A 19465-nucleotide genomic window follows, 5' to 3' on the forward strand; every position below is an offset into this window, starting at 1 on the left:
ATGTCACTAGCTTTTTTTGAAGAATCAAATTATATAATAAGAATTCTATTTTGGTCCTAGTAATGCTTTACCGATTTTTACCTAAGCAAATTTAAGATATTCATGAACGTTGACATACATCCCAGCTGGAAAGCTGTTTTAGCCGAAGAATTTGAAAAAGCCTATTTTAAAGATTTGGTGCGTTTCGTAAAAACGGAATACACGCAGCACACCTGTTACCCTAAAGGCGCCGATATTTTTAAGGCATTTGATCTTTGCAGTTTTGATGAGGTTAAGGTCGTTATTTTAGGACAAGATCCCTATCACGGACCGGGACAAGCCCACGGTCTTTGTTTTTCGGTACCGCAAGGGGTTGCAGCACCACCTTCATTGATTAATATTTTTAAAGAAATAGAAAGCGATCTCAATATAGCCGCACCAAATAATGGAAATTTAGAACGCTGGGCTTCTCAAGGTGTGCTTTTGCTTAATGCAACGCTAACGGTTAGAGCAGGTCAAGCGGGATCACATCAAGGAAAAGGCTGGGAACAATTTACTGATCGTGTGATTGAATTGATTTCGCAACATAAAGAAAATGTGGTGTTTTTACTTTGGGGCGGCTTTGCAAAAAAGAAAGCATCTAAAGTAGACGGTACAAAGCATCATATATTAACCAGCGGTCATCCTTCTCCGCTAAGTGCCAATCGCGGCTATTGGTTTGGCAACAGGCATTTTAGTAAAACCAACGCTTTGATCGAAAAATCAAATCAGAGACCAATAATATGGTAAGCGTTTAAAATAAATAAAGCAGCTCTCGCGAGCTGCTTTATTTATCTGTTGGATTTGAGGTCAAATCTAAGAAGCTTTATTCAATGCTAAAGGCTCGCTTAAATTCTTGTGTTTAGGGGTTACACGTTTTTGTGGTTTTTTAGCCACAGGTCCTCCTGCTACACTAAATTTGAATAACAAAACATTAATGATAAGCAAGGCACCCAAAATAATAGAAAATGTAACCATAGTTCAAAAATTTTGATTGCTTAATTAATTCAGGGGTAAAATTGTACATTTTTTTCTAGTTAACACTAAAAAAAATGGTAAAACTTTCTTTAAATCTGAGTTAAGTATAGCTGATTATCAGACTTTTTGTCGATCATATTCAACTTTTCGAGATAATTTAGAGCCAATTCTAATTCCTTTTTATCGAGACTTTTTTGAGACCAAGAAGTGATCGAAAGCCATTTTTTGATGTCCTCCAAATTTTGCTCGTACCGTTCAGAAAGTGCGTGTTCAATATGCTCAAGCGTTTTGAAGATTTTAGTTTTGGCATTGAGTACACTAAGGAATAGCTCCAATGATTTTTGATCATTTTCAATAGCCTTATCTGATGCTGCGATGACAAAACTTGACCATGGAGTAGGGAAATCTCCTACGCGTCTAAAGATTCCTTTATCGACTAAAGGTTTTGTAGTGAAGTGTTCCCACATAAAATAATCGGCATCACCTTCGGTTAAAGCTTCAATAGCAGTAGTGATATTATTGACGACTACGCATTCAATTTTTGAAGTATCCCAGCCTAATTCGTTGGCCTGAACATAAGCCATAACGTGACTTCCTGAACCATATCTACTTATAGCCGGTCGCTTGTCTTCTAGATCTGCTATGCTGTGAAAATCACTTTTGGCAGCTACGTGAATTCCCCAACGTAGCGGACTCGATACATAATTCTGAATGATTTTAGACGGGTTGCCGTTCGCGATATCTTTAATAATTCCTTCGGTGAGAATGATCGCAACATCAATTTCATCATTGCGCAGAGCCGAATTCATAGCACCTGTGCCTCCCGGAAATTCAACCCATTCTACATGGATTCCTTTTTCGGCAAAAAGACCTTCTTCAATACATAAATGAATAGGCAGATTAAAATGTTCTGGTACACCGCCAACGCGTAATGTGGTCATGTTAATTGTTTTTTAGTTTGAGGTAATCGTAAATTTCGTATTGCGAGCGAATGCGCTTATCGCCGGTTTTTTGCTTGACGTAGGCATTGGTCTCTTCTGCATCTTGTATCCGCGCTTTAACATTATCAGCTAACTGTAAAACAAGAATGTCTTTGAGTTCTGCAAAGAGATCAGGATCATAGATTGGAGTAAGTACTTCAATTCTTCGATCAAGATTACGGGTCATCCAGTCTGCAGAGCCTATATACATTTGTTCGTCACCCCCGTTATGGAAAAGATAAATACGTCCATGTTCCAGATAGCGGTCTACAATTGAGGTCATATAAATATTCTCACTCAATCCTTCAACCCCCGGAATTAAGCACGTAAAGCCGCGTACGATCATTCGGATCTTTACACCGGCTTGACTTGCTTTGTACAACAACTGAATCATATCTGGATCTTCTAGACTATTCATTTTTGCTGTGATCTGTGCTTTTTTCCCTGCCTGAGCAGCTTCAATCTCGTTGTGAATGAGTTTTTCAAAAATTCTACGTGTGGTAAATGGCGAAATTAGTAGATGCTTGTTACGAGGAATAATGAGTTCACCTTCAAGCACTCTAAAAACACGTCCCAATTCTTTAGTGATTTTTTTATGTGCTGTGAATATTCCGTGATCACAATAAATTTTTGAAGTTTCGCCATTAAAGTTTCCGGTTCCGATATAAGCATAGCGTACTGCTTTATCTTGTTCTTGGCGAATGATCATCAAAATCTTAGAATGCACCTTTATGCGTGGATAGCTGTAGATGACTCGTGCGCCACGTTCTTCAAATTTTCGTCCCCAGGTAATGTTGTTTTCTTCATCAAAGCGCGCTTTGGCCTCAATAAATATGGTGACTTTTTTTCCGTTATCTATTGCTTTTAAGAGAGCTGTGGTGAGCACCGACTCATCGGCTACGCGATATAACGAAATTTTGATATGAGTAACCGCGGCATCTTCAGAAGCCTGTTCTACAAAACGCTCTACATAGTTAAAGCTCATGAACGGAAAATGAACGAGTTGGTCTTTCTCTGCGATGGCTTTGAAAAAATCTTTGGCTTTATCCAGCGTGCGATGCTTTATAAAAGGTTTTGAGGTGTAATGCAGTTTAGGATTATTGGTAAGGTCTGGGAATTTGAAAAAGTCGTTGAAATTATGATACCTTCCTCCTGGCATCATATCAATTTTACCCAAATTCAATAATTTACGCAGGCGCTTTGCCACCGGTTTAGGCATTGCGGCATCATAGAGCAGTCGCGTGGGTTGTCCTTCCTGACGCTGTTCTAAAGATTTATAAATACGTTCGGCTAAAATTCCACCGAGCTCATCATCGATATAAAGTTCTGCATCGCGTGAAAGCTTTATCTCATAGACGCCATCAACAGTGCTGGAATTAAAAATATTGTCAATCTCGTAACGTATGATGTCATCTAAAAAGGTAATATGATAGGTGTCGCTTACTTTTCCTAGGTCTACAAAGCGATTATTTGAATCTGTAGGGATTTTAACAAATCCTAGTTTTTTTGAATCGGAAAACGTAACGCAAAGATAAAGACTTTGATTTTCAAGAAAAATCTCTTTGTCTTTGGAAGGATCTATCAGTTTTGTCTCTAATTCATTTTTAATATGCGCGACAAACCAAATATTGGCCAGCTGAGCTTGAATATTGGTAAACTTTTCTGAAGGAACAAGCACAATATTATTCTCGGCAAGCTCTGGAAGAATCTCTTCATTATAAATTTTACCAAAGGCTTCCTGTTGTTCTTTAACTAAGGCAAGTATTTGCTTAACCGTTTTGTTAGGCTTGAGTGCAAGTTTTTTTCTAATGCTCTTTTCAACGCGTTTCATTTGCCGCAACTGACTTACGCGCACTCTAAAATATTCATCAAGATTAGAAGAATAAATGGCTAAAAATTTCATACGCTCAAAGAGCGGATTGTTTTCTTTGTCCTGAGCTTCTTGTAAAACACGAGCATTAAAACTAAGCCAGTTTAAATCTCTGTGAATTAAATTATCAGCCAAATCGGTTTCCATATTTTGAAAGATTTTGTTCAAAAATACGAAAGGCTTTAACGGTCTGAATTAAGCTTTTGTTAAAAGAAAATCACAAGCTGGCGATGCGTGCTAGTGCTGTTGTGATCATATGATTTACGGTAGCTGCAGGATCTTTACTAAACACCCCTGTCGCCCGGTTGGCAAGAATGGCGTTTATAGAAAGTGCTCGGTGACCAAGAAGTTTACACAAGCCATAAATTCCTGAAGTTTCCATCTCGAGATTGGTGATACGGGTACCTTTAAAATCAAAGTTTTCAAGCTTATCATTGAGTTGAGCATCTTCGGTTTTCAAACGTAATTGACGCCCTTGTGGACCATAAAAACCAATATTTGTTGCCGTCACTCCAGAGAAGAATTCTTCCGAATCAAAATGATTAAAAAGCGTTTTACTTGCCGAAACACAATATGGAGTACTTTTTTCTGTATTCCACGAAGTATGATTTACGAAGGCCTGCTCAAACGCTTTATCGCGAATGGCATCACTTTGATAAAAATGTAGCAATGCATCAAATCCCAAAGCTCGTTCAGTGAGTAAAATGCGATCAACCGGTATATCTTTTTGAATCGAACCGCTAGTACCTAATCTGATGATATTCAGTTTTTTAAGGTCTTTTTTAAGCGTGCGTGTTTTGAAATCGATATTGGCCAGCGCATCGAGTTCGTTCAACACAATATCGATATTGTCGGTGCCAATTCCTGTAGAAATCACTGTAATACGTTTGCCTTGATATACACCGGTAGTCGTTTTAAACTCTCGTTTCTGTACCGAAAATTCGATGGAATCAAAATGCTTGGTCACTTGTTCAACACGATCGGGATCGCCAACGGTGATGACAGTGTCTGCTAGTTGATGGGGGAGTAGGTGAAGGTGATAAATACTACCATCTTCATTCAAAATTAATTCTGAAGGGGCCAGCGTCATTCTAGCTGTATTTTAAAAGTTCGTGACTCGCAGGATTGTAAAGAAATGCGTATTTGTGCGTTCCGCCGTAGGCTAAATCGTCTTTAAGCGTATCATAAAAATTGGTCTCGCCTTCAAGTACTTTTTTCCCTTTGGTATTGAGAACCAGCTGCCCGTCTTGCATTCTGAAAAAAGGTTTTAAAGCCTTGATCATACGTTCAATTTGCAGGTCTCCATAACCGTAATATCCTTGATGCTTGAGTACAAAACCACAAAGTTGTCGTTTTGAATGAATATCGTGCAGATCTATGAGTTTGAGAATATTGGTTTCTAGGGTGTTCAATCCGGTATTTTTATTAGGGAAGCGTTCTATATGCGCTCTAATGCAACTAGAAAGATATTTGAAGTTTGAACTCTTTTTGATTTCCGCTTTAAGTTCAACCGGTTTTTCATCACAGTACAATTGCCAGATGTGATGAGCAATTTTTAGGTCTTCAGGTGCGAGTTTTATTTTCTTGTCATAATGTGTGAAAAGCTGCTCATCGGTCAATTCAGAAAGGCCTTTTAGCTGCGCTTGTCCTTTTACCCAACCGCTACACACAATATAGATAGGCATTTCATTTTTATGCTGAATCAAATAGCTAATCGCTGCAAGCATATTGATATGGCAAAATAGATCAAACTCAAACCAAAGGATTATTTCATCATAATCATTAATTGCGTTCAATTTGTTTAACTGACTCACAAATTTTTGCTCATAATCTTCTTCGGAAACTTTATAAGTTTCTTTCAAGAATTTTTTACGCGCTTCAATAAATTCCTGAGAACCTACTTCTTCAATAGTTGGACCTTCACAAAGCATTTCACGCCAAATGATGAGATCTCCGGCCAAATCTAATGTGTTTAACCGGTCTGTGAGACTGTCACCATTGGTGATATGCAGTGTGTGTTTTATCATACTATTGAAAATCTAAATTAACCTCCTACACGTTTAACTTTAAAACCTTTATCTTTTAAAAACGACATTATCTTATCGCGGTAATCTCCTTGAATGATTATTTTTTCTTTTTTAAAGCTTCCGCCCACACCCAGCATTTTTTTTAATTCTTTAGACAGAATTTTAAAATCTGAATCTGCACCGGTATAACCTTCGATGATGGTGATGGGTTTTCCTTTACGCTTTTCATATTTACATAAAAGCGGGTCTTCTTGCATCCAGATTCCTAAGTCATTTGCATCTTCTTCGTGCTGCTCTGGCTCTGGCTCGTGATCTGGAAATAAATTTTTGAGCTGGTCTTGTAAGTCCATTTCAATTATTTTTTTATCAAGCCTATTTCAACAAGACGTTGGTGTAAAAATTCTCCTGCAGTGATATCAGGATAGGCTTTAGGATGAGATTCATCAATACATTCTTCTAAGCAGTTAAGCGGCATCTCACTACGCGGATGCATAAAGAACGGAATTGAATAACGCGGGGTGTCCCATTGCTCCTTTGGAGGATTGGCCACGCGGTGAATCGTAGATCTTAATTTATTATTTGTATGGCGTTCAAGCATATCACCTACATTGATCACCAGTTCATCTTCATTGGGGATGGCATCAATCCATTCGCCGTCTTTTCTCAAAACTTGTAATCCGCCGGAAGAAGCACCCATTAAAAGCGTGATCAGATTAATGTCACCGTGTGCTCCGGCACGAACAGCGCCTTTAGGTTCTTCAGTAATGGGAGGATAGTGTATAGGGCGCAAAATACTATTGCCATTTCTTGCCCATTTATCAAAATAAAACTCGTCTAAACCGATATAAAGAGCCAAAGCACGTAATACATAAATTCCGGTTTTTTCAAGCATTTTATACGCTTCCATCCCGGTTTTATTGAAGTTTTCTAGTTCTTTGACTTCAACATTTTCAGGGTATTCTTCGATTAAATTAGCATCAGCATCCGGTTCTTGACCAAAATGCCAAAATTCTTTTAGATCCCCTTCTTTTTTGCCTTTAGCGTGTTCTTTTCCAAAGGAGATATAACCGCGCTGGCCACCAAGACCGTCAATTTCATACTTCTGTTTTGTTGCTTCGGGAAGGTCAAAAAAGGATTTTACTTCACTATATAGAGCATCGACTAAAGCGTCATCAAGAAAATGATTTTTTAAGGAAACAAATCCTATTTCTTCATAAGCTTTACCAATCTCATCAACAAATTTTTGCTTCTTTGCCGGGTCTTCACTTAAAAAGTCTGCGAGGTTAACGCTGGGTATATTATTCATAATTTAGAGGTACATTCAATGTTTGCAATATGTAAAGATATTAAATATTTACGGCTCCAATTTTTAAACAATCCTTAAAATATAAGTCGCTCACTATCATTTATGTATAATTTAAATTTTAGTGGCGAAATATATAAAAGCAGGTGAAGTTTAGGTGAAACATAAGCCTCAGTCAAAAAACAATTATTTTTCAAAGCACAGGCATTGTATAAATTTAAAGTATGAATATAGAAGAAAACCTGCAGCGGGCATTACAGTCTTATGATTTGAACAGCGAGACTTTATTGAAACTGTATGAGCAAGTGTTGCGACCAAGGCGCATTGAAGAAAGGATGTTGATTCTTTTGCGTCAGGGAAAAATTTCAAAATGGTTTAGCGGCATTGGTCAGGAAGCCATTGCGGTTGGAGTAACTATGGCTTTAGAAACCGATGAATACATCTTGCCAATGCACAGAAATTTGGGTGTTTTTACCACAAGAAAAGTGCCTTTGCATCGCCTATTCAGTCAGTGGCAAGGCAAAGCGAATGGATTTACTAAAGGACGCGATCGCAGTTTTCATTTTGGTACGCAAGACTATAAAATTGTGGGAATGATTTCGCACTTGGGTCCACAGCTTGGAGTTGCAGATGGGATAGCGCTGGCGCATAAATTACGTCACGAAAAAAAGATCACGGCAGTTTTTACTGGAGAAGGAGGTACGAGCGAAGGCGATTTTCACGAGGCACTCAACGTGGCTTCGGTTTGGGATCTGCCGGTTTTATTCTGTATTGAAAATAACGGCTACGGACTTTCTACACCCACATCAGAGCAATACCGCTGTGAGCATCTGGCAGATCGGGCCAAAGGTTACGGTATGGAAAGCCATATTATAGATGGCAACAACATTCTTGATGTGTATACAAAGCTCAGTACTATTGCGCAATCAGTAAGAGAGCGATCACGACCGGTTTTGATCGAGTTTAAAACTTTTAGAATGCGTGGGCACGAGGAGGCGAGCGGTGTTAAATATGTGCCGGAAACTTTATTAGACACTTGGGCATTGCGCGATCCTGTGACTAATTTCGAATCGTATTTAATAGAAAAAGGCTTGTTAACCGAAGCTTTAAAGCACGAGATTGAGGATAAGATTCATCAAGAAATTGAACAAGCTTTGCAAAAGGTGGCTGCAGAACCAGCTGTAAATGCTGATCTGCATACCGAACTCAACGATGTTTTTGCTCCAGTTGAATTTACCCAAATAAAACCTGGTGAGGCTACACAAGAGGTTCGGTTTATAGATGCCATTCAATTGGGGCTTCGTCAAAGTTTAGAGCGTTTTGAGAATCTCGTTTTAATGGGGCAAGATGTGGCTGCATATGGCGGTGTGTTTAAAATCACTGAAGGTTTTATGGAGCAATTTGGTGCAGAACGCATTAGAAATACTCCTATTTGTGAGTCGGCAATCGTTGAAACTGCAATGGGCTTGGCCATTAATGGATACAAAGCTATAGTTGAAATGCAATTTGCAGATTTTGTAAGTAGTGGTTTTAATCCTATTGTTAATTATTTGGCCAAAAGTTATTACCGCTGGGGCCAACCGGCAGACGTGGTGATCAGAATGCCGTGCGGTGCAGGAGTAGGAGCAGGACCGTTTCACAGTCAAACTAATGAAGCTTGGTTTACGCATACTGCCGGTCTCAAAGTAGTATATCCTGCTTTTCCTTACGACGCAAAAGGCTTACTCGCAGCGGCGATTGAAGATCAAAACCCGGTATTGTTTTTTGAACATAAAGCCTTGTATCGAACCATTACAGAGGAAATTCCTGCAGCCTATTATACCTTACCTTTAGGAAAAGCTTCGGTGGTACGTGAAGGTTCAAAGGTTACCCTCATCACTTATGGCGCTCCGGTGCATTGGGCGCTAGAGGTTTTGAATGCGAATACAACCTGGTCTGTAGAACTTATCGACTTGCGAAGTTTGATCCCGTTAGATTATGAGACGATCAAAACTTCGGTACAAAAAACAGGCAAGGTTTTATTACTTACTGAAGATGTGAATTTTGGTAGTATTACCGCAGATATTTCAGCCTATATCGCCGAAGAATGTTTTACGTATCTCGACGCACCAATTAAAAGACTTTCAAGCTTAGATACACCGATTCCTTTTGCTCAGGATCTTGAAAATCAGTACTTGGCAAAACAGAAAATAGCACAAGCGCTTCAGGATTTGTTGGCTTATTAATGTTAAAATTTTATCGAAATCTAAACTGGTCGCTTTTTACCTTAACGCATTTTAACAGCGCTGAGTTAAACACTATTAATTCTAAAAATTTCATTTCTACTTCTCAATATTTTTGAAGCATTACTAACCAATAAATCTTACAATTATGTTGAAGTGGACAGTTATATTTATCATTATCGCGATCGTAGCAGCAATCTTTGGGTTCGGTGGAATCGCATCAGGAGCAGAAAGTATTGCTAAAATACTTTTCTTCATCTTTATCGTATTATTCTTGATAAGCTTACTTTCGAGATTATTTAGATAAATAAAAGTTTAATCAATTTTTAATTTATGAAACGGATTATCACAGTACTGCTTTTAAGCGTGTTTATGGTTTCTTGCGGTGGGAGCAACCAAGTTGTAAAACAGTCAAGAAAAACGCTTAAAGGATATTGGAATTTAGATAATATCAATTATAACAATGCACCCGGAGTTTATGATGTGACGCTTTTTGGCGACGCTTCTTCAGAGTGTATGGTAGGAAGCACGTGGAGGTTTATACCTAATAATAATTTTGGTAATTATGAAATTACCGATGGAAGCTGTGCTCTAGGAAAACGCTATTTTGTTTGGAGTATTCCTGCTCAGGAAAGCGCTACCAGTTATGATATTTTGCTAAAACCGACTGATGAGAAGATGAATTCTACTATGAATAATGCCGGTTTTCGACTAAATATTAATTATCTTTCTGATAATGAATTGACCTTCACGCAGACGGTTCAAGTCGATGGGAAGCCTTTTACTATAGTGATGAATTTTTCTAAAATTTCAGAATAATTTTAACCAAATAGATGTGCTTTTGAGTTTGGTTCTTTAACTAAATTCAAGAGCATATTTCAATTTTAATAAAACAAACTATGAAAACTATACTTAGAAATGTTTCAATGTTTGCCATTGCGATCTCGATGCTTACGGGTTGTGAGGCGACAAAAAATGCAAATAACCAGCAAAAAGGTACTGTAATCGGTGCTGCCGGAGGTGCGATTTTAGGTGCCGTGATAGGTAATAATGTAGGTAAGAAAGGAGATGGTGGTGAGCTTGGTGCCGTAATAGGTGGTGTTGTAGGTGGTGCTGCAGGTAATGTGATTGGTAAAAAGATGGACAAGCAAGCACAGCGTATTGAGGAAGAAATTCCTGGAGCTGAAGTTGAGCGTGTAGATGACGGTATTGTAGTAAACTTTGATGAAAACAGTGGTGTGTATTTCGCTACAAATAAATACAATATTAATAGCGCTTCTCAAGAAACATTAAATGGTCTTTCTAGAGTGATGCAAGAATATCCACAAACCAATGTGTTGGTCGTAGGTCATACAGACAGCACAGGTTCTGCAGATTATAATATGACGCTTTCTAAAAATCGTGCGCAAGCCGTGACCAATTATTTGGTAAGCCAAGGTATTGCTTCAGGAAGATTTACAACGCAGTGGTATGGTGAAGAACAACCTAAGTATACCAATGAAACTGCAGAAGGTCGTTCTAAAAACCGTCGTGTAACTTTAGCGATCGTTCCTAACCAAGAGATGGTAAATGAAGCTAAGCAAGAGGCTGGCGAAAATTAATAGAACACGTTTAAGACTCCTATTTTAGGATGATTAATTGAGAGAACTCCTTGCATAATTTGTAAGGAGTTTTTTTATGCATATTATGGGTGCCGCTAAAAAGTATAACAGCTTGAGGTTTGACTAAGGATGGTTTATTTAGTAATTTGATCAAGTTTGAAAAGGTCGTTAAACATAGCTATCATCGGAGCAGGACTTGCAGGTCTTACTGCCGCAATTCACCTAAGAAAAGAAGGTTTTCAGGTGATGCTTTTTGAGAAGGGAGAATACCCTAAACACAAAGTATGCGGAGAATATCTCTCTAACGAAATGCTACCCTACTGGAAGTATTTAGGAATTGATCCTTTTAAATGGGGCGCGGTTGCTATCGATCAATTAGAATTGTCTGCGGTAAACGGAAAATCGCTCAACCTTAAACTGCCGTTGGGAGGTTTTGGGATCAGTCGTTTTAAACTTGATCACCATCTTTTAGAATACGCGCTTAGTTTAGGTTGTACCTTGATCTCTCAGACGGTTAGGGAAATTCATTTTGCTGAAAATACCTTTAGCATTTCAACAAAAGAACATCAGGATTTTGAAGCAGATTTGGTGATTGGAGCATTTGGAAAACGTTCTAATATAGACTTTAAGTTAGACCGAAAGTTCACAGCAAGTAAGAACGACTGGTTAGCCGTAAAAGGACATTATACAGCAGATATTCCTTCGGATCAAGTGAGTCTTCATAATTTTAAAGGAGGTTACTGCGGCATTTCAATGGTGGAAGAGCGCAAAGTAAATGTTTGCTATCTAACCCGTACCGAAGCTTTTAAACCCTTCAAGAATATTGAAACGTTTCAGCAACAGGTGCTTTGTGAGAATCCCAATTTGAATGACTTCTTTGCACACGCTCAACCACTTTTTGACCAACCTATCAGTATCAGTCAGATCGCATTTCAATCAAAACCGAGCGTAGAAAATCATATGTTGATGTGTGGCGACAGCGCCGGACTCATTCATCCCTTATGTGGTAATGGGATGGCGATGGCGGTGATTTCGGCTAAATTAGCTTCAGAATGTATTTCTGGAAGTGCGCGTCAGGATTGGTCGCGTACTGAACTTGAGCAACGTTACGATAAACTCTGGAAGCAAACGTTTAGAAACCGCTTGCGTGCCGGAAACCTGTTGCAGCGCGCATTGCAAAATGATGTGCTTACATCAACAGGAATACAGGTTTTAAAATACGTTCCAAAAGTTACACAAAAACTCATTCAAACAACCCACGGAAAACCTTTGAAGATTTGAAATATAGAAAGCTTACTCCGGAGTTGATGGATGACCCCAACGTAGATGAGGTTACTTTGCAAGCTGCATTGGCCGAGGTTACCCGCGTCAATAAATACTTGGGCGGACAGCAAGTGACGCTAGAGGGTTTGCGCTATTTTTTTGATCGGTTTTTACAAAAAAGCTACACCATTCTCGATGTAGGATGCGGTGACGGAGCAATGTTGCGCAGTATCGCCATTTTTGCCAGACAACGCTCTATTTCTGTAACATTGATAGGAATCGATATCAATCCAAAAAGTATTGCTTTAGCACAAGAGCGTTCAAAAGATTTTCCGGAGTTGTCGTTTCAAGTTCAGGATGTTTTTAAGCTAAAAGACACTCATCAGGAGATCGATATAATCACTTCGACTTTAACAATGCATCATTTCACCGATGCTGAAATTATTAAGTTTCTAACACAGTTTTTAAAACTGGCAAACTTAGGAGTGGTGATCAATGATTTGCAGCGCAGCAAGATCGCATATCGATTGTTTCAGGCGTATAGTAGCCTATTTATGAGAAGTGCAATGGCGCGGTACGATGGTTTAATTTCTATTGAACGCGCTTTTACAAAAAACGATTTGTTATCTTTTACATCAAAACTCGGGGTACAGTCGTTTAATATAAAATGGCGCTGGGCGTTCAGATATTTATGGATATTAGAAAATCAAAAGTAGCAATCGCAGGTGTAGCCAAAGCTGTCCCAAAATACAGTCGCGAAACCCAAGAAATTCTTCCGTTGGTGACCCAATGGATGGCAGGGCAGGAAGAGCGTTTTCAACGTAAAGTGAAAAAGATTTTCAGCAATGCCGGGGTAGATAAGCGGTATAGTATTATGGCTCCTGATGAAGTGTTTACTGCAACTTCTTTTGAGCATAAAAACAACATTTACAAACGTGAGGCAATCAAACTTGGAGAAGATGCTCTGCGCTCTGCGCTTGAAAAAAAAGGTTGGGAAGCGCAATCGCTAGATTATATCATCACCGTGAGTTGCACGGGAATAATGATTCCGTCGCTTGACGCCTATCTCATTAACCGCTTAAACCTAAGACAAGACATTACCCGATTACCGGTCACCGAAATGGGTTGCGCCGCAGGAATTTCAGGGATCTTGTATGCCAATGATTTTCTTAAAGCCAATCCCGGTAAACGTGCTGCAGTGATTGCGGTAGAAAGTCCTACGGCGACCTTTCAGCTAGATGATTTTTCGATGGCCAATATTGTGAGCGCGGCAATTTTTGGCGACGGCGCGGCCTGCGTTTTGCTTTCTTCAGAAGAGCAGACGTTAGGACCAAAAATCATCGATACCGAAATGTATCATTTTTACGATACCGAACAGATGATGGGATTTAACTTGACCAACAACGGACTCAAAATGATCCTTGATAAATCGGTTCCGGAAACTATAGCAGCGCACTTTCCGCAGATCATTAATCCGTTTCTCGCAAAGAATAGTATCAGTATTTCAGACGTCAATAATCTGGTGTTTCACCCCGGAGGAAAGAAGATCGTTCAGACGGTTGAAAGCTTGTTTGGCGCTTCAGGAAAAAATATAGACGATACTAAAGAAGTTCTTCGGCTTTATGGCAATATGAGCAGTGTAACGGTGTTGTATGTTTTAGAACGTTTCTTAAATCGAAAAATTCCTGCCGAAGATTATGGATTGATGCTTAGTTTTGGTCCCGGTTTTTCAGCACAACGAATATTAATACAATGGTAACAGCTTTTGAATTTAATACCGAAGACACGGCTAACAGCTGGGCGTTGATCTTGGGTGGAAGTAGCGGTTTAGGTTTTGCTTCGGCAAAAAAACTCGCGGCTAAAGGTTTGCATCTTTGCATCGTGCACCGCACGCGCAGAAGCAAATTAGAGGAATTTAATCATACCATTGAAGCCTTGCGCCAAACAGGAATTGAGATCGGAACTTTTAATCTCGATGCGCTCAACCCGGCAACTATTGATAAGGTGAAAAATTTCTTTATCGAGCGGAATGCTTCAGTAAAAGTGTTATTGCATAGCATCGCTAAAGGAAACCTTAAACCTATTTATGCAAAGGACGCTTCCGTAGCTAAACTTTCAGGAAAAGATTTTATACTTACAACCGAAGCGATGGCGGTGAGTTTATACGACTGGGCGAGTGCATTTGCAAACGCTGGATTATTTGAAGAAAACGGAAAAATCCTAAGCTTTACCAGCGAGGGAAGCACAAAACCTTTACCCAATTACGCTGCAGTTTCCGCAGCTAAAGCCGCTTTAGAAGCCATAATTCGAAGTTTAGCCTTTGAATTGGCACCATTAAAAATAACCGCTAATTGTATTCAAGCAGGAGTAACCAATACTGAAAGTTTACAATTAATACCGGGAAGTGATCAGCTCATTGCGCAAGCATTGGAGCGCAATCCGCAAAGGCGATTGACTACTCCGGAGGATGTTGCTAATGTGGTGTACTTACTAACCAAACCCGAAGCCAATTGGATCAATGGAGCAGTGATTCCTGTGGATGGCGGGGAGCATTTAAGATAATTAAGAAAACAAAATATAAGAATGAAAATAGATTTGCGTAGCGATACGATCACAAAGCCCACTCCGGGAATGTTAGATGCGATGATGCATGCCGAAGTAGGAGATGATGTTTACAAAGAAGATCCCAGCGTTAATAAATTAGAAGTGCATATTGCCGAATTATTTGGGATGGACTCGGCGCTGTATTTCCCAACCGGTTCAATGACCAATCAGGCGGCGATAAAAATTCATACCCAACCCGGCGAGCAACTTATCGCAGATAAATATGCGCACGTGTACAATTATGAAGGAGGCGGAGTATCGTTTAATAGCGGAGTTTCTTGTAAACTGATAGACGGACATCGTGGGATGATCACAGCAGATCAGGTTGAAGAACATATCAATCCGCCAGATTTTTATCACAGCCCGTTAACATCTCTTGTTTGTCTTGAAAATACCACGAATAAAGGCGGTGGAGCTTGCTATGACTTTAGAGAAATCCTAAAGATCAGAAAGGTTTGTGATGATAATGGTTTAGGCTTTCATCTTGACGGTGCACGTCTTTGGAATGCACTTGTGGTGACCGACGAATCTCCTAAAGATTACGGGGCTGCTTTTGATACGATTTCGGTGTGCTTGTCTAAAGGTTTAGGAGCACCAATGGGATCTGTTTTGGTAGGTAAACAAAAGTTTATGGATAAGGCGATGCGTGTACGTAAAGTTTTAGGAGGCGGTATGCGTCAAGTAGGTTTTGCCGCTGCTGCGGGGCTTTACGGTATTGAGCATCATTGGCAACGTATGGCAGATGATCACAAGCGCGCTCAAGAACTTTCGATTGCTTTAAATCAGCATCCTGATGTAGCACACGTGGAGCCGGTAGAAACCAATATTCTGATTTTCAATCTACGCCCAGATGCAGATGAATTGCAATTTATAGAACGTCTAAAAGCCGAAGATATTCACATAAGTGCTTTGGGTAAAGGCAAACTTCGCATCGTTACGCATTATGACTATACCGAAGCAATGCATCAGCATTTTTTGGCATTTTTAAAAAATGCTTAAGACTGGGAGTGTAGTAGGCAGATTTGTAATCTGCTATTTTTCAGTATAAATATGGGATTTTGATTGACGAAATCAGGCTCAAGTACTTTTAAATTATCAATTTTTTAAAAATAGGCTGTATTGAACTAGTTTTTTAAGCTTCTCGCTTGATTTACTTTGGTGAATGCTATCTTAGTAAGAAGTTAACCCAATTTGCGCGTTGAGCGCCAAGCATAATAAAACCAGTTCTTTATGGCCTTAAAAGTAGCGATCTCTCATAAGACGAAATACAAATATGACAAACGTATTTCCCTGTCGCCACACATTTTTAGACTACGTCCTGCGCCACACAGTAGAACGCCTATTGAGGCATATTCGCTCAAAATAAAGCCGGAAAATCATTTTTTCAACTGGCAGCAAGATCCTTTTGGGAATTACCTTGCGCGCGTGGTTTTTCCTGAAAAAACAGACGAACTATCAATTGATGTTGAAATTATAGCCGACCTTAAAACGATCAATCCGTTTGATTTTTTTGTAGAAGATTCGGTGGAAGAATTTCCGTTTAAATATAAAGATTCCCTTAAAAAAGAATTACTTCCTTACCTAGAAATAACAGACGACGGCCCGCTACTCAAGAAGTTTTTAAAAACTATTGATGTTTCAGAGCAGCTCACGATTTACTTTTTAATCGGTCTTAATCGCCACATCAATGAGTACCTCAATTATACCGTGCGTATGGAACCCGGCGTACAATCTTGTGAAGAAACGCTGGAGAAAAAATTAGGTTCTTGTCGTGATTTTGCCTGGTTATTGGTACAAAGTTTACGGCATTTAGGATTGGCAGCACGCTTTGTTTCGGGCTATTTGGTGCAGTTAAAATCTGATGAAAAATCTCTAGATGGTCCATCTGGTCCTGAAGAAGATTTCACCGATTTACACGCTTGGGCAGAAGTCTATATTCCCGGAGCCGGCTGGATTGGTTTGGATTCCACTTCAGGTTTATTGGCTGGGGAAGGACATATTCCGTTAGCCTGTACGCCTTCTTTTGAAAGCGCTGCGCCTGTTGTTGGTTTTTCTGATCCTGCGGAAACGGAGTTTGAATTTGATAATTCGGTTACCCGAATATTCGAATCTCCGCGAGTTACCAAGCCCTATACAGAAGCACAATGGAACGCAATTTATGAGCTAGGGTTTGAGGTTGAAAAAGAATTGCAAGCAGGCGATGTGCGCCTTACGATGGGAGGGGAGCCGACTTTCGTTTCTATAGATGATATGGAATCAGACCAGTGGAATACTGCTGCAGACGGTCCTGAAAAGCGAAAACTTTCTGAAGGACTTTCTAAACGCTTGCTGCATAAATTTGGTCAGGGTGGAATGTTTCACCACGCACAAGGAAAATGGTATCCCGGCGAGCCTATTCCACGTTGGTCTATAGGTTTACATTGGCGTAAAGACGGCATTCCTATCTGGAAAGACGAGTCGCTTATGGCTTCTTTCAATGAGGAATATGATTTGCCGGAAGGAGTCACAAAGACTTTTCTGCAAGAATTGGCGCTTAATCTTGGGATCCGTTTAGAGTACATTACTCCCGCCTATGAAGATGTATTTTATTTTATGTGGGAAGAGGGGAGACTTCCAGTAGATGTTGATCCCTTAAAAGGCGATGATGTAGCGACTTCTGTGCGCAATCGCCTCAATAAAGTTTTAGAACAAGGATTGGATAAGAAAATCGGTCACGTGATGCCGTTGGCCAATATTCAAGGAAAATGGGTTACGAGTCCGTGGCGTTTCCGTAGAAATCATCTTTTTCTCATTCCGGGGAATTCACCGGTAGGTTTGCGTTTACCGCTTAATTCGTTGATCGAAGAACCCGATGTACCCACACAGCCCATTGCAGATCCTGATCTTTTTGACAAACGGAAGCCTTTTGGCCCATACGGTGAAGCTTTAGAAAAACGTAAAGCCGCTGAAAAACCTAAAAAGAAAAACGGGAAAGTTGATCATAATGCAGATAAGAAAGAAAAGAATCCGTTTGCACGCACCGCGATTTGTGCTGAAGTTCGGGATAAAAAACTTTATTTATTTCTTCCGCCTTTAGACAATGCCGAAACTTTTATTGACTTAATGGCTTCTGTGGAAGCTGCAGCAAAAAAGCTCAATGTTCCTGTATTGATCGAAGGTTATGAGCCGCCACGAGATAATCGTCTTGAGGTGTTGAAGGTAACGCCAGATCCCGGAGTTATTGAAGTGAATGTACATCCGGCGAAGAACTGGGACGAACTTACTAAAAATACGCTCACGTTGTATGAAGAGGCTAAAAAGAGCCGTTTGGGTACCGAAAAATTTATGCTCGACGGAAAACACACCGGCACCGGTGGTGGAAACCACGTGACCTTAGGCGGTGTCACTCCGGCTGATAGTCCGTTGTTGCGCCGACCAGATTTGTTGCGCAGCTTGCTTACGTTTTGGCAACATCACCCCGGACTTTCCTATTTATTTTCCGGGGGATTTATCGGTTCAACGAGTCAGGCGCCACGAGTTGATGAAGGTCGTCAGGAAAATTTATACGAACTGGAAATCGCATTCAATCAAATTCCGGAGGATGAAGATGTACCGTTTTGGTTGACCGATCGATTATTCAGGCATTTACTTACTGATATTACCGGAAACACGCATCGCGCAGAGTTCTGTATCGATAAATTATATTCGCCAGATTCGTCTTCCGGAAGATTAGGAATTCTTGAATTACGCGCGTTTGATATGCCACCACACGCACAAATGAGTTTAATGCAAATGTTGCTCGTGCGCACACTGGTTTCCTGGTTTTGGAATGAACCTTACAAACATAAACTTACCCGTTGGGGCACACAGTTGCACGATAAATTCCTGATGGAGCATTATGTGCGAGAAGATATTAAGGACATTGTTGAGCAGCTTAATGCGGCAGGATATCCATTCAAATTAGATTGGTTTGATCCGTTTTTTGAATTCCGTTTTCCTCTGTATGGTTTAGTTGATATCAAAGATATGCAGGTAGAATTGCGTGCCGCGATAGAACCTTGGAATGTACTGGGAGAAGAAATGACCGGTGGCGGGACTTCGCGCTACGTAGACTCATCTCTAGAACGTGTTCAGATCAAAGTTTCAAACTTTAATGATGAGCGCTATGTGTTGACCTGCAACGGCGTGAAAGTACAATTAAGCAATACCGGTGTCAAAGGAGAATATGTTGCCGGTGTACGTTATAAAGCTTGGCAACCGTGGTCTGCTTTGCACCCTACAATTCCTGTAGATACACCATTGGTTTTTGATATTGTTGATTTGTGGAATCAGCGCTCTATTGGAGGTTGTACGTATTTTGTATCACACCCGGGTGGACGCAATTATGAGACATATCCTATAAACAGCTTAGAAGCAGAATCTAGAAGAATCAATCGTTTTTGGGATATTGGTCATACGCAAGGCAATTTGGTTTATACTGAAAAAGAGCCCGATACCAAGCTTGCAGGCCGAACTTTAAAATCAACTTCTTCAGAAAAAACATTTAATTTTAAAGAAATTCCTGTAAATCCAGAATTCCCACATTTACTAGATTTGCGAAAGAAATAATTATTTACAACC

18 protein-coding genes are annotated in these 19465 nt (G+C 39.9%); 11 read left to right on the top strand and 7 right to left on the bottom strand.

What is annotated here, in order from left to right; all coding sequences use genetic code 11:
- Nucleotides 1–102 precede the first annotated feature (102 nt).
- Nucleotides 103–768, top strand: coding sequence for a uracil-DNA glycosylase (locus WA338_RS09585; protein WP_009779617.1), 666 nt, complete (start codon nucleotides 103–105; stop codon nucleotides 766–768).
- A gap of 66 nt (nucleotides 769–834) precedes the next feature.
- Here WA338_RS09585 and WA338_RS09590 read toward each other — a convergent pair whose 3' ends face one another.
- From WA338_RS09590 to WA338_RS09620, 7 genes are all read right to left on the bottom strand, one after another.
- Nucleotides 835–996, bottom strand: a complete 162-nt coding sequence (locus WA338_RS09590; RefSeq protein WP_009779618.1) for a hypothetical protein — start codon at nucleotides 994–996, stop codon at nucleotides 835–837.
- Between the two features lie 89 nt (nucleotides 997–1085).
- Nucleotides 1086–1937, bottom strand: coding sequence for a substrate-binding domain-containing protein (locus WA338_RS09595; protein ID WP_272987592.1), 852 nt, complete (start codon nucleotides 1935–1937; stop codon nucleotides 1086–1088).
- 1 nt (nucleotide 1938) lies between these two features.
- Complete coding sequence (gene ppk1, locus WA338_RS09600) at nucleotides 1939–3993, bottom strand: polyphosphate kinase 1 (protein ID WP_273016417.1); 2055 nt, start codon at nucleotides 3991–3993, stop codon at nucleotides 1939–1941.
- A 70-nt stretch (nucleotides 3994–4063) separates the two neighbouring features.
- Complete coding sequence (locus WA338_RS09605) at nucleotides 4064–4936, bottom strand: nucleoside phosphorylase (RefSeq protein WP_336093214.1); 873 nt, start codon at nucleotides 4934–4936, stop codon at nucleotides 4064–4066.
- A 1-nt stretch (nucleotide 4937) separates the two neighbouring features.
- Nucleotides 4938–5873, bottom strand: a complete 936-nt coding sequence (locus WA338_RS09610; protein ID WP_272987597.1) for a DUF1835 domain-containing protein — start codon at nucleotides 5871–5873, stop codon at nucleotides 4938–4940.
- Between the two features lie 17 nt (nucleotides 5874–5890).
- On the bottom strand, nucleotides 5891–6223 hold the full coding sequence (locus WA338_RS09615) for a translation initiation factor (protein ID WP_336093215.1): 333 nt from the start codon (nucleotides 6221–6223) through the stop codon (nucleotides 5891–5893).
- A 5-nt stretch (nucleotides 6224–6228) separates the two neighbouring features.
- Nucleotides 6229–7179 (bottom strand): isopenicillin N synthase family dioxygenase, encoded by a 951-nt coding sequence (locus WA338_RS09620; protein ID WP_272987600.1) that lies wholly within the window; start codon nucleotides 7177–7179, stop codon nucleotides 6229–6231.
- A gap of 221 nt (nucleotides 7180–7400) precedes the next feature.
- Here WA338_RS09620 and WA338_RS09625 point away from each other — a divergent pair, with 221 nt between their 5' ends.
- The 10 genes from WA338_RS09625 (at nucleotide 7401) to WA338_RS09670 (ending at nucleotide 19453) form a co-directional block, all read left to right on the top strand.
- Entirely contained in the window at nucleotides 7401–9401 is a 2001-nt protein-coding gene (locus WA338_RS09625) for an alpha-ketoacid dehydrogenase subunit alpha/beta (protein ID WP_272987601.1), read from the top strand.
- Nucleotides 9402–9546: 145 nt separating this feature from the next.
- A complete protein-coding gene (locus WA338_RS09630) occupies nucleotides 9547–9705 on the top strand; it encodes a DUF1328 domain-containing protein (RefSeq protein WP_072984756.1) in 159 nt (52 codons plus the stop codon).
- A gap of 26 nt (nucleotides 9706–9731) precedes the next feature.
- The gene (locus WA338_RS09635) at nucleotides 9732–10217 is read left to right on the top strand and encodes a lipocalin family protein (protein WP_272987603.1); all 486 of its coding nucleotides are present in this window, start codon (nucleotides 9732–9734) and stop codon (nucleotides 10215–10217) included.
- An 80-nt stretch (nucleotides 10218–10297) separates the two neighbouring features.
- Nucleotides 10298–10999, top strand: a complete 702-nt coding sequence (locus WA338_RS09640; protein WP_040532624.1) for an OmpA family protein — start codon at nucleotides 10298–10300, stop codon at nucleotides 10997–10999.
- Between the two features lie 156 nt (nucleotides 11000–11155).
- Nucleotides 11156–12280, top strand: coding sequence for an NAD(P)/FAD-dependent oxidoreductase (locus WA338_RS09645; RefSeq protein ID WP_336093216.1), 1125 nt, complete (start codon nucleotides 11156–11158; stop codon nucleotides 12278–12280).
- Entirely contained in the window at nucleotides 12277–12978 is a 702-nt protein-coding gene (locus WA338_RS09650; RefSeq protein WP_009779631.1) for a methyltransferase domain-containing protein, read from the top strand. The genes WA338_RS09645 and WA338_RS09650 overlap by 4 nt, the downstream gene beginning before the upstream one ends.
- On the top strand, nucleotides 12954–14021 hold the full coding sequence (locus WA338_RS09655) for a type III polyketide synthase (RefSeq protein WP_336093217.1): 1068 nt from the start codon (nucleotides 12954–12956) through the stop codon (nucleotides 14019–14021). The genes WA338_RS09650 and WA338_RS09655 overlap by 25 nt, the downstream gene beginning before the upstream one ends.
- On the top strand, nucleotides 14015–14824 hold the full coding sequence (locus WA338_RS09660) for an SDR family oxidoreductase (protein WP_336093218.1): 810 nt from the start codon (nucleotides 14015–14017) through the stop codon (nucleotides 14822–14824). The genes WA338_RS09655 and WA338_RS09660 overlap by 7 nt, the downstream gene beginning before the upstream one ends.
- Nucleotides 14825–14845: 21 nt before the next feature.
- A complete protein-coding gene (locus WA338_RS09665) occupies nucleotides 14846–15865 on the top strand; it encodes a threonine aldolase family protein (protein WP_009779634.1) in 1020 nt (339 codons plus the stop codon).
- A gap of 231 nt (nucleotides 15866–16096) precedes the next feature.
- Nucleotides 16097–19453 carry a transglutaminase family protein gene (locus tag WA338_RS09670; RefSeq protein WP_009779635.1) on the top strand — a complete coding sequence of 1119 codons (3357 nt, stop codon included), beginning with the start codon at nucleotides 16097–16099 and terminating at the stop codon, nucleotides 19451–19453.
- Nucleotides 19454–19465 lie beyond the last annotated feature (12 nt).

Source organism: Leeuwenhoekiella sp. CH_XMU1409-2 (genome assembly GCF_037029365.1).
Lineage (GTDB): Bacteria > Bacteroidota > Bacteroidia > Flavobacteriales > Flavobacteriaceae > Leeuwenhoekiella > Leeuwenhoekiella blandensis.